The following is a 15,835-nucleotide window of genomic DNA, read 5'->3' as shown; positions in this document are numbered from 1 at the left end:
ATTTAAATAAAATATATTACTCTATTTGTGAAAGCAGCGTGAGAATGCCATCTTTGACAGCATTTTTTGCTTGTGATGCGACTAATATTCCAGCCTGCTCAATGATGTCAGTCGAAATTTTCTCAGCCATTACTTTAGCGTAATCAGTTTCTTGGATACGTTGCTTCGAGTTGCTTAAGAGGCCCGATTGATTTGATTCGTTACGTATTGTTGTTTGAATTGAGTTTAGCTTCGCTCCCACTTCTGAGCGAAAAGCACCTACGCGAGCAAGCGCAGTATCGATACGTGAAATAGCACTTTGTGCATTATTTTCTGTTGCAATTGAAGTCCCACCAATCGTCAGTGAGCTAGAGCTAGCATCAATATCCTCAAAGATAATATAACCGTCGTCGCCGATTGCTCTATCAGTTGATGTGACTAACATAGGACCATCACTTGATGAACTTACCTGTGATGAGAGTGTGCCTAACGTGTCCCAGGATACTGTGATATCAAAGCTACCATTCCCGACAATAGTTAATAGCAATGGCTCAGTGACATTTGCTATTGATACTTCTTCGTTATTATTACCAGGGTTACCATTACCAGAGTAAGTAAAGTTCATGCCTTTAACCGTTTGAGTATTTACTGCGGGAAAGTTAAACCCAGCGCCATCAAATAAGTTTGTATTACTGTATGCTTCATTACCTTGGTAGCCGTTAGCTGACGTAAAAAGCTGATTTTCTATGTTATTTTGGTCAGTTGATAAATCTTGCCCGACGAGATGTTCACCAGTTTGTGTAAATAAGTTTATATCATCATTTTGTCCAAAACTGTCGATTGATATTTTGACATTTGTAGAGTTTGGCGGTATCACACCTAAAGAAACGTATCCTGAAGATAACCTTTCTTCTATATTATTTGTAAATGCTTCACTAATAAGAGGTACGTTATTTAAGTTTGTTTCTATTAATGGTTTTGACATTAATGGTTTTTTGCCAAAAATTTCAGTGTTATTTGTAACTGAGTCAATATGGTTTTGTAATGCAGTGTATTCATCGTTCAGTGCCAAGCGATCTTGTTCAGCATTACTGCCATTTGCAGATTGTAATGCAAGTGTTCTCATACGTTGTAAAGCGGTAGTGAGTTCTTCCAGTCCTGCATCTGCAACTTGGCCGTAGCTAATACCATCGTGTAAGTTTCTTAATGTTTGCTGTTTAACCGCTATTTGGGTAGCTAAACGATTGCTTATTTGTAAGCCAGCAGCATCATCTTTTGCACTATTGATTCTTTTTCCTGAAGCGAGCTGCTCAAACTGAGATTCTTTTGTCGTCGAAATATTTAATGATTGCAACGTATTTAAAAAGCGAGAATTAACTGTCAGCAATTTGTCATCCTTGGCAAAAAAAGCTAATACAGCAAATTTGGTGCCAGAAGTACCTTTTTTAGGTGCTGACTTGGTTAATACTTTTTAAATAGTGTAAATAGACGCTAAGTTATTAAGTTTAATATTTTTTTATGGGCGTAATCGATAGTGTGACGGCAACTTTTTGCCGTAGTAATTTTAATACAATATTTAAAAAGACCTTTAATACGAATAAAACACGGTACAGACATTGCGTGTTTTATTCGCGAAGGACAAGTGTAATTTAAAGTATTAGTTCATTGCCTCATTGTATTGTTTTGCTAGTGTTATTTTTTGAGTGTCAGTAAGTACTTTTCCTGCTAGTTGAAAAGCTTCATGTTCTTCTTCCGCAAGGTGATGATGCACAAGGTGATGCAATTTTTTAGCGGTAATCAGCCATGCAGATGAAGTCATTTTTGTGTCTTCAAGTTTTTCAATTAGGTCGTCAATTTCATGGTGCTCTGCTATGCCATGTCGCGCTTTCTCTTGGGTAAGATCATCACATATCAATGGATTATAAAAGTAGCGCTCTTCAAACTTTGCATGCTCTTCTAACTCATTTTTTAAGTCTTTCATGATTGATTGTCGATCAGATGACTCGCCATGTGTGTTTATCAATGCATCGACAAGTGAACGTTGTTTGTCATGATCGTGACGTAGTGCTTCAAAAATGTTCATGGTTTTTCCTTACATTGTTCATTAATTTCAATGAATGTTGCAAGGTAAAAGCCATATTTTAAGCTTTTGTTATATAATGATTTATTTTTAAATTCATAATTTCAGGTAAGGTTTTTTTGTAAGTTTTACTGATAGCAGTATTTATATTACACCTAACGATAGCTATGTTTAAAAATAAAAAGGCCAACGTGAACGTTGGCCAGTTAACTTATTTAACGCAAAAATAATGTTATTTGTTTGCGTCTTTCGCTGCTTTTAATTTTGCTGCATGATCGATCTCAAATGCTGGCATGTCTTTTTTACCATCAATTAAGTAGTTATCCATCCAGCGCATTAAGCGCAAGCTGTAGTCGTATTGTGCAGCTACTTTACGGTTACCATGGCCTTCACCTGGGTAGTAAACTAGACGCACGTCCTTACCTTGCACTTTCATATAACGGTAAAGTTCCATTGATTGCGCCGGGTGTACGCGCGGATCTTCTTTACCATGCATTATTAGCAGTGGTGTCTTAGATTGGCCAGCCCAGTAAATAGGGCTACGCTCTAAATACCACTGCCATTTATCCCACGGATATGAACGCGCATGCACTAGGTTCATTTCATTTGAAATGTCAGTAGTACCAAATTTAGACAATTGGTTTGTGACACCAACAAACATAACGCTTGCCGCAAAATGTTCAGTCAGTTTTGTTGCGCCCCATGCAGACGCATATCCGCCATAAGAGCCACCGGTAATACCAACACGTTTAGTATCAACTAGGCCCATTTCGACAAGGTGCTGCTTAAAATCAACTAAATCGTCAAATTCTTTACCTGCGTAATCGTTTTGGCCAAGCTTTGAATAATCAACGCCTTTACCTGTTGAACCACGATAGTTTGGATAAAATACTGCATAACCGCGCGCCGCACCCATTTGACCAGGACGAGAGTAGTTAGTTACCCAGCCATCTTTATCATGGCTTTCAGGACCACCGTGCACAGACATGATTAACGGGTAGCGAGTACCTTCACTGTAATCAAGAGGATAGACAAGTACGCCGTCAATCTCAACGCCGTCACGGGCTTTAAGAGAAATAGTTTCTTGTTTAGCAAAACGTTTGTCATCTAACCATGTATTTGAATTAGTTAAACGCTCTGTTTTTTTACCACGAATGATAAATACTTCGTTAGGGTGTGTTGCTGTATTGCCACGTAGCGCCAAGGTTTTATCTGAATCAGATATACTTAGGTTTGCTGCAATAAATTTGCCTTCTTTAATAACTTTTTTGTACTTATTAGAGCCAGTTTTAATCGTTGCTACAAAACTTTGTGTGCCAACATTGGCAATAAAGTTAAGTGTGTTACGTTTATGAGACCATTCAAAGTCAACAACATGGCCCATAAAGTTAGGCAGCCAGTCAGTTACATCGCCGGTTTTTGTATCAGCTAAAAATAAACGACCTGTTGATGGGTCATGCTTATCTTCTGCGCCTAAGATTGCAATGTATTTACCATCATGCGATAACTCAGCATCACCTAATTTGCCTTCGGTAGCAAATGACATGGTTACTTTATTGCTCGCGATATCAAATAAGTGCCATTGTGACTTAGTATATTTATCGTCAATTAAAGCGGTTGGCTGAGTTTTAACCAGTAACTTTTCACCACCGGCTGCCCAGTTAACTTCACTCACGTAGTTGGCAATGTTCAGTGCATTAGGAGTGAGAGGCTTGTCAGCTTTGGCTAGATCAATAATAAAAAGCTGTTTATCTTTTAAGCCAAGCTCATAAACTTCAGCCATAAAGCCAAGCTTTTTAAGTTCTTTTTCAGATTTATCAGCCGCTGGCATAGCTAAAATAGCTAGCTGCTTGTTATTTGGGCTTAATTCATAGCTTGAAATTGATGTGCCTTTTAACGAAAGCACTTTGCTCGCTTGACCGCCATCTACAGGAATTTGGTACAGTGAGGTAAATTTATCTTCATTTAGCTTGGCTAAAAAATAGATTGTTTTACTGTCATTAGACCATTGAATGCTCTTGATACTAACGGAGCCTGTGATAAACGGGCGCTCTACGCCTTGGTCGTCAACAACGTAAAGCTCACTATAGTTAGTGCCATTTTTATCTACGTAAAGTTCACGCGGTACAGAGCGAGTAAATGCAACATTGTCGCCATCAGGACTAATGCTGGTTTGAATAACCGATTGAATTTTTGGTATATCTTCAACGGTTAAAGGCGTTGCGGCAAATGCCAACGAGCTTGTAAGCCCAATTGCCAGTGCTAAGCTAGTTTTTAGCATTGTTATTTTCCTTCGCAAGTTTAATTATCGAAGGATTATATCAGGATGTACCTAACAAACTAATAAATGCGATTAAGCTCCGTATTTGACGATTAATGACTATAACGAACGCCAAGATAAAAGCGACGACCATTTTGGTAAATCCCCGTTGGTGCATATTCATTACGTTCATACAGGTAAGTGATCTCATCGGTTAGGTTTATCGCTTCAATAACAAAGTCAAAACTATCAGATACTTTAAAGGTAATACTGCCATCAAGCTGACCAAAGTCATCCATCATGGTTTCCCCTACGCCAGTGGCAAAATGAGTGCGGTAGTTGTACGCAAGACGTGAACTTATCCAATCATTTTCATAGTAACTGGTTAAATTAATGGTGTGTTTTGAGGTGCCAGGAACATAATTATTGCGCCCTGAGACACTATCTGTGCGATCACCATTAACAAAGGTATAATTGGTGATTAAGCCGAATCCATAAATGAGTTCTTGTTGGTAGCCAATCTCAACACCGCGGATAGTACCGCCGCTGCCATTTATCGGTCTATCTATTGTCATATCAATGCCTTCGTGTTGTTCAATGCTACGCTTAAATTCAACAAACGATTCAACATCTTTATTAAATAAGGCAAATGAGAGCAGGGCGGCATCATCAAAATACCACTCGACGCTTAAATCAAATTGATTGGCACGATAAGGATCGAGATCAGGGTTGCCGCCTTGGCCTTGTGCTTGAGTAACATTATAATTTGTTGAAGGCATTAAGTGATTATACTGCGGACGTGACATTACTCGCGCAGCACTTACTCTGGCGATTATATTTTCGCTGAGATCGATACTGATGTTGGCGCTGGGTAAAATGTCTAGATAATCCTTTTTATGTTGCTGCCACATAAAACGATCTTGCTCGGAGCCAACAGAACTAATGCGTCGGTATGCTCCCGAGTTTTGCTGAGTGTTAACAAGCCTTACACCGAGGTTCGCGCGGTACTCATCGCCATCAAGCATTAATTTAACATAACCTGCGGTAGTGCGCTCTTGAATATCAAAGCGGCTGGCTTTTTCTTCTTGTTGGATAAAATCGATGTCTGCGAAGTCTGCAGACAACGCACCTATATCAGCATAGCTATAATTTTTTAGCGTGTGTTGATTGCCAATACCAGCTAGAAATCCTTGAGGGAACGTTGCTGGGTAATCAGCTAAGGTCCAGTCAAGTTGCTGCGCTATGCCATCAAATGCACCATTGAATGAGCGATAACGAATAAAATCGCGTTGATGATCGCGGTACTTTGCCCCTATTTTGATCGCGCTGATAATTGAATGATCAATAGCGCGTTCAAAGTCTCCTTGCAAATATAATTCTTGATCATTGGAGTCTTGGCTGTCGTTGCGCGCTTGTGTGAGTTGCCATGATTTTGCATCGAGTGGGGAAGTGTCGTAACTGGCAACAATGTTTTTGCGCTGCCTAGTGTCGACGCTAAACGCGGTATTCGCTGAAAACTGTGATGTATGATCTTGTTTTGAGCCGCCACCTCCTTTGGTAAAACCAAGTTGATATTGATTTTGCCACAAGTGAGCTTGCTGACTGATAATTAGATGAACACTGCTAGTATTGATTTGTGAATCACGCCAAATAGCCTCCATTGCAGTACTAAAAGGTAAGTTTTGCGAATTATCACCTGGGACTTGTGAGTAACGAGCGTAGCTCAATGTATTGTCGTTTATAAGTACATTACTTATGCTACCACCGCGAGCAAATACGCTACTTGGTTGCCATAAAAAATTTTGATTATTGTTGTCGGCATTGAGGACGGAGTACAAGGTGTTAAGCTGTATATTCCAATCTAAGTTTGGTTGGTATTCAAAATTGGCTGTGGCACTGGTTAAAACACGTTGCTGTTGAAAAATGGCTGAGCCGCCGCCGCCGGGTGTCCAAAGGTTTTTAATATCAGCATTTTCATTGGTCGTGGGGCTTAGAGTATCATCGGGGTTTTTGTTAAAATTTTGTTCATGCCAGCCCCATGACTCAAGGCCATCTCGGCGCAGTGAGCGTTTATTTCGCGTTACAGTAATAAGCGCACCAAAATCTTTTTTTGAATTTGTCCAATTATAAAAAATGGCTAGTTGTGGATCAAATTCGCCAGATAAATCATTGTATTGCACTTGTGCGTTAGCAACAAAGTGGTTGCTATCTGTGTGCAGCGGTCGTTGTGTTTTAATATTAACAGAGCCACCTAATGAACCTTCATTATGATCGGCTTGTGGTGTTTTATAAACCTCAAGTGAAGAGACGAGATCTGCAGGTAATAAGGTATAGTTAAAGCCACGGTTTGGTTGAGTTGAAATCCACCAGTCTGCGGAGGCGATAGCTTGGCCATTTAAAAAGGTGCGATTTTGTTCTGGGGTTGTGCCTCTTACACCTACGCGTTCACCTTCCCCCTGTGCGCGTGATAAAGAAATTCCCGTGATCCGTTGGAGTGCTTCAGCAACATTTTTATCAGGAAATTTACCGATATCTTGTGCGCTAATAGCCTCTATAATCGAATTGCTATCACGTTTATCTTGTAGTGATTTGATAGCGCTGTCATGAAACCCCCTAATTTGTATGGTTTCTAGCTGCTTTTTATTAGTCTCAGCTACAGCGCTCGTTATACCCATAAAAAAACAAAGAGGGAAAAGAATCGTTATGTTAACAAATTTTAGTGTGTTTATCGTCATACCCGACCCAATTAAAACGATTTGAAAATTTCGCTACGGATTAAGTGCTTATAAAATAAGTAGCTATTAATGTGCTGTGTTATGATGAATCATATTTATCTATAATACGCCTTCTTGGCTTATTTAACCATAGATTAACGTGTGTGAAAAACGAGCGATGCCTACAACCATACCAAAACAGTTATTACTTAATGATGTACTTGTTGACTTTGCAGCCTTAAAAATAAAAGTTGCTGGAAGCTGGTGTGCAGTTGAAGCTAAGCAATTGGTATTGCTAAAGTTACTATTAAACAATCAAGGGCAGCCAGTATCTCGAGATTTAATTATGGATACGCTGTGGCCTAATGTTGTTGTAAGTGATAATTCAGTAAGCCAGTTGGTCACGCAATTACGAAAAAGCTTGCATGATGATAAAAATACGGCTTTGTTTATTCGTACTGTACCGCGGGTTGGTTATCAGCTAATAGCAAAAGTAAGTGATGCCCCTTCGTTCCTAGAAAAAGTGACCCCTACAACGCCGCGAATATCTGCTTTATTTGTTGCTGTAGGCTTAATTTTAGGTGCCGGGCTTACATTAGTTAGTCAGTATTTACTCTCTCCTAACGTGCCCATTCTAAACTATGAATATCAATCTCGTATTACTTCAGCTCCTGGTGCTGAAGTATTTTTACGTTACTCACCCAGTGGCAGATATTTAGCGTTTAGCCAATCAAACGATCAGCAAAGTCAGTTTGATTTAGCTGTTTATGATCACCAAAGTAAAACGGTACATAGTATTAAAAGTTCCGGTTATTCAGAAGAAGCGCCAGTATGGTCACCCGATGGTAAATGGCTTGCTTACTTTAGGTATGATCCTATTAGCTGTGATATCCGTGTTATGCCAGTATCGAATGCGATTGAAACTTGGCGTTTGAGCCCTGAATTTAGATTAACCCGATGCCAACAAAGTCATGGGCCTAGCAAATTACATTGGGTGGATGAAAGCACTATTTATACGACTCATTGGCAAGATGAGCAGCCACGCCTTGTAAAATATACGTTAGGCTTCTCGCCTACGCCAACCTTATTAGATCAAGAAATAGTCGGTGATTTTAAGCCAATCACATTTGATATAAACGACCATAAAAAAATGTTGTTACTTGAAAAAGATCAGGGGTGGTTTAGCGTCAGTGAGGTCGATTTAACAGGCTCACTTAAACGCAATGAAATAAAACGAAGCCGTCATAGCCATGCACCGTTATTATTTGATACGCAAGACAATTATTATTGGTTAGGAGATGATGCATTACGTCGTTATGATTATCAAGGTAACGAACAGGTAGTACACCAACCATTAGGTTTTATTGCTGATTTAGCTGTTAACCCGCAAACCGGAGATATCGCTCATGCTGAAGGGCAGGCAAGGGTGAATTTGTATCAAATTGAATTAGACCTAAGCAAAGATACCCCTGAGATCCTAAGTACGATGCAACTATCATCGTCAGCACGGATGGATATTTTGCCTGCCGTATCACCAGACGGGCAGCAAAGTGCGTTTATTTCATTGCAAAGAAGAGGCATCACAGGGTTTAAACATATCGAGGTGTGGTTAAAACATAAGCAGCGTAAAACGGCTAATCTTATTGCCACATTACCCAGTGATATTACACCAAAGTATCTACTTTTCTCTCCTAATGGTGACAATGTGTTGTTGGCTGACGAGCAGCAGAATATCTATTTGATTAACACTTTTTCACGCCGCTTAGTGCCCATTATTTCTGGTTTTGATCAACTCAACGGGGTGCATTGGTCACAAGACAGCCACAGTATTTATTATCAAGTGAAAAGCGCACGAGGCATTAATAAGCAACCACAATGGCAAGATTGGCGCTACGATATTCAGCTAATGAGTAATACATTGGTTGCAGATAATACTAACTTTGAAACATTAGATGAAGAGCATGCTTTATGGCAGCTCAATAGTTCCTATTTAGAACATGATTTACATGTACGTACTTACCTATCGAGGGTATTGGAACATCAATTACCGCTTTCGCAGTTGTTACCTTCGCTTGAGCTTTTTAAACCCGCGGTTTTTAAACAAGGGATTTATTATGTGTTACGTCAAGGTCATCAACTATTGCTGTATTGTTATTTAACACAGCAAAACCGAAATGTATTTATAAAAGAGCTTGGTGTATATGGTTATGATATTGATATTAATCTCAATATCAGTAGCTCTGAAGATGGAAGTCAAGTTGTGTTTAGTCAAGTAGATGGGATTGAGACTGATATTTTATTACACAAAGCAGCTAAGGCAATGTCGCAATAAAGTGCCTAATGCTACTTTGATCCCAGTTGCGGGTTTGAGCCTCCTTTAGTGCGCTATTAGAAAGCTTTCTAGCATCATTTGAATTACCAGTAGCAGCGTGTATTTTCGCTTTTAGCAATAATAATTGTGGGTGTTCATTATCACCAGCCAACGCTTCATTAAGGGCAGTGCTGACTTGCTGCATTGGTTTTTTTAAATCAAAAAGTAACAAGGCAATATCGCGTTTTGCACTAAATAGCCCTTGTTCCGCTGCGGCTCTTAGCCATTTTAGCGCCTTATTTGGGGCGTAATCGACATACTGGCTATTTAATAGCTCTCGGCCTAAGCGGTATTGCGCACTAGCAAAACCACTTTGTGCGGCAAGTAAAATCCAGTTTAAGCCTTTTTCGCGATCAACTTTGCCATATTTACCTCGCAGCATATTTGCACCAATTCGATACTGCGAATTAGCATAGCCGTTTACGGCAGAGCGTAACAAGAGCTCACCATTGGCGTTGGCTTGTTGCCAATGATATTTTAGTAAGCGTGTAGCATTGTAATCATTTGAACTCAGCCAATTCGCAATATAATATTGGACTAACGCGTTGCCTTGTTCAGCAGCATCGATTAGATCTGAAATTTTTTCGTTATATTCACGCTGTTGACTCTTAAAGCTTTGTTCGTATTGCTTGCCTTTGTAGGTTGTAAAATGGTAAAGCAAAGAGCGATTATAGTAAGGTAAGGTTTGGTTATTACCTTGGTATTGCCAACGTCTAACGGCATTAATAATTGCTTTATCAAAGGTTTTTTCAGGGTATGAATCAATTAAAGTAATATCAGTGACTGCGCCACTTTTATCAATATCAAACTCTAACCATACCCAACCTTCAATGCCATTTTTGTATGCGTGTTCGGGATATTTAGGCTCGACTGTGTAGCGACGTTCAGGGCTCAAATGCAATGCAGGACTGGCGTTTAATTCTGGCCGTAATTGTTGGTCATACCATTGAAAGCTAAGTTGTTTTAGTAACGCATCATAGGCATCATCAAGTGGTTGCTTATTATCTGTTTGCTCCGCAATCAGCATAGCTGTATCGCGAGCATCAAGTAGGCCAAAATCTGCTGCTAAACTAAACCAAGCAAATGCTTGGGCTTTGTTTTTTTCGACACCTTGACCGTGTAAATACATCACTGCAACATTATAAATCGCATCTGCATTACCTAAATGGGCAAGTTGTAAAAATTCACGTTTCGCTTCGCTATAGCTTCCTTGGTGGTAATTAAGCGTCGCGCTGAGTAAATCTGCTTTCGTTAATGGCGTAAAAATCAGGCAAAACAATATTACTAAGGATTTGTAACTACAAAACCCTATGTATTGTATTTTAAGATGAATTGCTGCGCTTGTTGACACGTATTAAGTTTCGCCGATGTTGACCAAGTAACGTTTTTAACTATTGATTGTACTTGTTTTGTTTATTATTACTAGGGCGGGTTTGCCTTAGTAATACTTTAATTTGCCTACAACGAAAAAAAGCAGATAGTCAAATGACTACCTGCTTTAAACCCCTGGGCATAGGGGTTGCCATCCATGGCGAGAGTCGAATACCTGTGTTAGCTTGGAGTTCGACAAAAACGACTTTAAAAGTTAAAGCGAATTCCAGCTACAAACCGGCGACCATCAGCATACACACCTGTAAGTGCTTGTTGTACGCCTTCTTCTTGATAGCTAAACGTATGCTCATCAGTTAGGTTAATGGCTTCGAATACCAGTGCTAAGTTATCATTTACATTATAAGTAAAGTTAGCATCTACTTGACCGTAATCATCTACATAGCCATGGCCTTGGCCTGAGTTATAACCAGTACGGAAATTATATGAAATACGCGTGCTAAAGGTCTCTGTTTCATAGTAAGTGCTTAAGTTAACTGTGTGCTCAGAGTTGCCAGGAATAATAGTATCGTTACCGTCTGCGTCTTTTGCTTCGCCATCTACAAACGTATAGTTTGCATTTACACCAAAGCCATCATAGATCTCTTGTTGATAACCAAGCTCTAAACCTTGAATTCGTCCAGAACGACCATTAGTAGGGCGGTTTACTAATATTTCTACGCCTTCGTGTGTTTCTAGGCTGGGTGTAACATCTAAAAATGATTGAATATCTTTGTAAAATACGACCGCAGAGAACAAGCCTGCTTCGCTGAAGTACCACTCAATACCCGTATCAAATTGTGTAGCACGGTACGGGTCGATTTCAGGATTACCACCGCTGCCTGTTTTAGTTTCAAGGTTATAAGATGTAGATGGTGTCATTGCAGCGTAATCAGGACGAGACATAACACGCGCGGCACTAAATCTAAGTAGTAAATCTTCATCTAAGTCAACGGCTAAATTGATGCTCGGTAATATATCAAAATAGTCACGATCATCATGAGTCCATACTTCAGAACCACTGGTACCAACATACGCTGCTGTAGATTGTTGAGTTTGCACTAAACGTACGCCTAAGTTACCGCGCATACCATCAACATCAATATCTGCTTTTATATAACCAGCGGTGATTTTTTCTTCAACTTCAAAGGTACTTGCTTTTAGTACGCGGTAATTCCAGTCTAGTGCATCACCTTCTGCACGAACTTTATTTGAATCAGTGATTGCATAGTTACGTAATGTGCCGTCAGAACCTAGCCCTGATAGGTAATCTGATGGCATTGAAAGTGAGTAATCAGCCAAATTCCAGTTTAAATCTGTACGGTTGTCGGTAGTGTGTTTTGTATTAAAGCGAGAATGATCACGGTATTTCAAACCAAACTTCACATTATTAAAGACAGCGATGTCAATTGGGCGCGAAAAATCAACTTGTAAGTACGTTTCATCATCTTTAGCATTGTTGCTGTCGTAGCGTAAAAAACCTAAATCCCATTGTTTACCGTCTGCAGGATCTGCACCATATGTGGTACGTACATCTTCCACAGCAGAAGTATCAAAGCTGTGTACGTAGTTACCTTCCCAGCCCACACTTCGGTCAGCTTCTGAACCACCACTGCCTTCGGTATAACCAACATGTACACTGGTTAGCCACAATTCACCTTGGTAATCAGCCTTTAAATCATATGATTTAGTTTTAATCTCAGAGTTACGTACTTTGGTTTCATCAAGAATGTTGTTTCCTGTTGGTGACAATGCGAGCTCACCACCGACTAACATTTGACCCACTTTGTCGTGATTAATAAGGTCTACGCTATTGTAATGTGGATCTGCAGGGCGAGTTAAAACATCATTTTGGTCGTACTCAGCTGCACGTTGACCATAACCTGGGATCCATAAGAAGTTTTGATTTTCGTTATTTGCTTCAAGCGTTGAATCTAATGCATTAAAAGTTAAGTCTAATTGTTCAGTTGGGCGATATTGTATGGCTAAGTTAATACCGGTACGGACACGCTCTTGTAAGAACATAGCTGAACCGCCGCCGCCTGGGCTGTATACATTTTTATGAACTGTGCCATCAGTTAAAGTGATGTCACGTTTTGCCCAGCTCCATGATTCAATTCCGTCACGGCGAAGATTACGCTGTTGGCGAACTAATGAAATAAGTGCACCAAATGTTTCATCGTCATTCTTAAAGTTATACATGACAGATAACTGTGGGTCGGTCTCACCCGAAATTTCACTGTGCTGCGCGAGCACCGAGCCAGCAATTTTATTGGCTTCTAAATCAAGAGGTTTACGTGTACGAACAATAACGGTACCACCAATTGAGCCTTCATCTATGTCAGCTTCAGGTGACTTATATACTTCTAAGCCAGATACAATTTCAGAAGGCAACATAGTGTAGTTAAAACCACGACTCGCTGCTGAGTTTGTCCACCAATCGGCAGAGCCAACGGCTTGACCATTTAATAAAGTTCGGTTTTGGCTTTCAGCAGTACCACGAATACTAACTCGTTCACCTTCACCAAAATTACGGCTAATTGATACGCCTGTTATACGTTGTAGTGATTCTGCGACGTTTTGATCGGGGAACTTACCGATATCTTCAGCGGTTACAGCATCAACGATTGAATCTGAGTAACGCTTTGTATTAAGTGATTTAACGACACTGCCGCGAATACCGCGTACTTGTATTACTTCAACTTCATCGGTACTTTTTGCTTCGGCACTGTGTGCTACCATAGGTAGGCTTAATGCTGATGTAATAAGCGATGCGCTCACTGCTAGATGCAGTTTATTCATTTTTACTTTTAACATCCTCGATTCCCCTTGAATCAAAACTTCATTTTGTTGTATCAAATTGTCGGTTTGCAATTCGTACTTATGTATTCATTTTTAATAGCCGAATGATCTTGCAAAACCCTGCTTACAAACAAATACAGATCACTAAAAAATTAGTTAATAGTTACTCTTGTATAGAAAGTAACGAGAGCCTGCTTTGTTTGTGACTCTATTAAACGCCTTTTTAAAATCAGAGTCTTGAATTTAAGTGAATAGTTATGAAAGTAACTAAATTGAAAATAAAATGATGTGAAATTTAAATTTAATCCATAAAAATCAATTGTTTTATATTTATTTTTTATGTGAATTAATTTAATAAATTAAGTTTACTTATTGATTTTTATTGTTGATTCTCTTTTGATTCACAACTAGTTGATTAAAAATTAATAGGGTAGATGTCATGAATGAAACTAAAAAGATAAAATATCTCGAAGAGGGTTGTTGCTAATTATGGTTTGTATTTACGATTTTATATCATACATCGAGTGACGTTGTGATTAGTTGAAATTAAGGTTTTAATCTCTTTGGGTTCAATTCTCTGCCGCTTGCACGTGACCGTAGGTTAATTAAGATACTCCTCTTCGCAAAGCGAATTTGAGCCTAAGCGAAAAGCCTTGGCGTAGTTCATTAGAAAGGAGGAATGCGAAGCCATACGCCACTTTTAAAATATCTTATGTCAATAAATAAATTGATAACCTTCGACACTTGCTCTGCATTGAACTACCACTTGGCCCCATACAAGGCGTATATCAGTAATTATTGTCACAGTAAGTTATATAATTTTGCGAGAATGGTCACGTATTTAATAAAATTTGGATTGTTTTCGACTCGAATAAGTTAAGTTTTAAATGAGTCTTTTTAATCTATTTAATGAACAGGGAATAACTGATATAGATTTAGGAGTAGCTCCCAAGTCACTGTAAATGCGCAATGGATTGGTTTTATGTGAACTTGCATTTAAATGACTCGGGTGTGTGTTACAAACTCTTTTTCGGTGGTAATGCTACGTTAGCAAAGATTAAGCCAGCTACGAGTGACATAAAGATTAGAAATGTTTGCTGCCCGATATGTTCAGCATAAACAAAATCTTGCCCTTCAATAAGTGAATTTAGCCCGATATAGGTTTTACTCCCCGGTACTAGTACTATTAGGCCCTGCATAGCAACGATAGACGCAGGTGCATTAGCGATACGATTAAATAAGTTACTAAAAACACCGACAGAAAATGCCCCTACGAATGTCCCTAAGGTGTAATCCAAATACATCGCAGAGCCAATACTTGTGCCATAAGCAATAAAACCTGACGCAATCGACCATGAAGCATGTTTGAGTTTAGTTCTAAAAATAACGATTAAGCTACTACATAAAAGTAGAATTGCTAGCCATGCAGTCCATTTTGGTAAAGGCTCTGGCGGTACAAAATCAACCTGACCGAAAATAGCAAATCCTATCGCAATACCAATAAAGGCACCAAAATAAAGCTTAAACAACAACATAAATGAGTCCATGACGCGCGCTGTACCTGACACTAAATGTCTTGCTGCGAGTTCTGCAAGCCCTAATGCCAATGCAAGCCCGGGTATAAACACAATGATGGCTGACAGCACGACTAGCCGTATATTAATGCCCACATCTAAGTAAACGCTTATCGCACATGCCAAAATAGCAGAGACGATGGCAACGAGTGGTTCAAGCATGTGCGCTACTCTTTTGGAGCGGCTTGACCACATTACAAATAAATAAACAACTAATGTTAAAGTCGCAGACCAGAATACGTCATTCCAGCTAGTGCCCATTAGCATTGCAAAAGCTCCACCAGAGGTAGCAAAAGCAATACCGGTTGTTACTTTATTATAAGGGTTGGGCATAACAAAAATGGCATCAAGCTGAAGGTCAACTTCTTGCAGAGTTAGTTCGCCGTTTAGCATCTGATTCACAAGGTCGTCGGTGTCGGCGAGTGAACCTAAATCATGATCGCCAGGGTCAACACGTGCAACGTGGGTGTATTCGTCTTCGTGGCCGTCAGTCCAGATAACAAAAGTAACGGATGTGGGGGACATAACAAACGATGATTTAAGATCAAGGTATGTTGCCACTTCCATTAAATGGGCTTCGAGTCGATAAGCTGGAGTGCCATATTTATGGAGCATTTTGCCAAGCTTAACGATAAATTTTCGTTTTTCAGTAAACGTTGCGGTTTTCAAATGATGTTTGAACCAAAG

8 protein-coding genes are annotated in these 15,835 nt (G+C 39.5%); 1 reads left to right on the top strand and 7 read right to left on the bottom strand.

Features of this window, described 5'->3' with window-relative positions; translation table 11 throughout:
• Window positions 1-16: 16 nt before the first annotated feature.
• From A7967_RS08735 to A7967_RS08720, 4 genes are all read right to left on the bottom strand, one after another.
• Entirely contained in the window at window positions 17-1,366 is a 1,350-nt protein-coding gene (locus A7967_RS08735; RefSeq protein WP_054206716.1) for a flagellin N-terminal helical domain-containing protein, read from the bottom strand.
• A gap of 270 nt (window positions 1,367-1,636) precedes the next feature.
• Window positions 1,637-2,062, bottom strand: coding sequence for a hemerythrin domain-containing protein (locus tag A7967_RS08730; RefSeq protein ID WP_054206715.1), 426 nt, complete (start codon window positions 2,060-2,062; stop codon window positions 1,637-1,639).
• A gap of 229 nt (window positions 2,063-2,291) precedes the next feature.
• Window positions 2,292-4,340: an alpha/beta hydrolase family protein gene (locus A7967_RS08725; RefSeq protein ID WP_054206714.1), complete on the bottom strand. Its 2,049-nt coding sequence runs from the start codon at window positions 4,338-4,340 to the stop codon at window positions 2,292-2,294.
• Between the two features lie 92 nt (window positions 4,341-4,432).
• Window positions 4,433-6,994: a TonB-dependent receptor gene (locus A7967_RS08720; RefSeq protein ID WP_054206713.1), complete on the bottom strand. Its 2,562-nt coding sequence runs from the start codon at window positions 6,992-6,994 to the stop codon at window positions 4,433-4,435.
• Between the two features lie 199 nt (window positions 6,995-7,193).
• Between A7967_RS08720 and A7967_RS08715 the strand changes: the two genes are divergently transcribed.
• Window positions 7,194-9,365, top strand: a complete 2,172-nt coding sequence (locus A7967_RS08715; RefSeq protein WP_157601518.1) for a winged helix-turn-helix domain-containing protein — start codon at window positions 7,194-7,196, stop codon at window positions 9,363-9,365.
• Here A7967_RS08715 and A7967_RS08710 read toward each other — a convergent pair.
• The 3 genes from A7967_RS08710 to A7967_RS08700 all read right to left on the bottom strand — a co-directional run bounded on the left by A7967_RS08710 (window position 9,346) and on the right by A7967_RS08700 (window position 15,817).
• Window positions 9,346-10,755 (bottom strand): TonB family protein, encoded by a 1,410-nt coding sequence (locus tag A7967_RS08710; RefSeq protein WP_231659112.1) that lies wholly within the window; start codon window positions 10,753-10,755, stop codon window positions 9,346-9,348. The genes A7967_RS08715 and A7967_RS08710 overlap by 20 nt on opposite strands.
• Before the next feature lie 227 nt (window positions 10,756-10,982).
• Complete coding sequence (locus A7967_RS08705; protein ID WP_054206711.1) at window positions 10,983-13,589, bottom strand: TonB-dependent receptor; 2,607 nt, start codon at window positions 13,587-13,589, stop codon at window positions 10,983-10,985.
• Window positions 13,590-14,590: 1,001 nt separating this feature from the next.
• Complete coding sequence (locus A7967_RS08700; protein ID WP_082379074.1) at window positions 14,591-15,817, bottom strand: threonine/serine exporter family protein; 1,227 nt, start codon at window positions 15,815-15,817, stop codon at window positions 14,591-14,593.
• Window positions 15,818-15,835: the final 18 nt, after the last annotated feature.

The organism is Pseudoalteromonas neustonica (assembly GCF_001653135.1).
Lineage (GTDB): Bacteria > Pseudomonadota > Gammaproteobacteria > Enterobacterales > Alteromonadaceae > Pseudoalteromonas > Pseudoalteromonas neustonica.
This window is presented reverse-complemented; position numbering and strand designations above follow the sequence as displayed.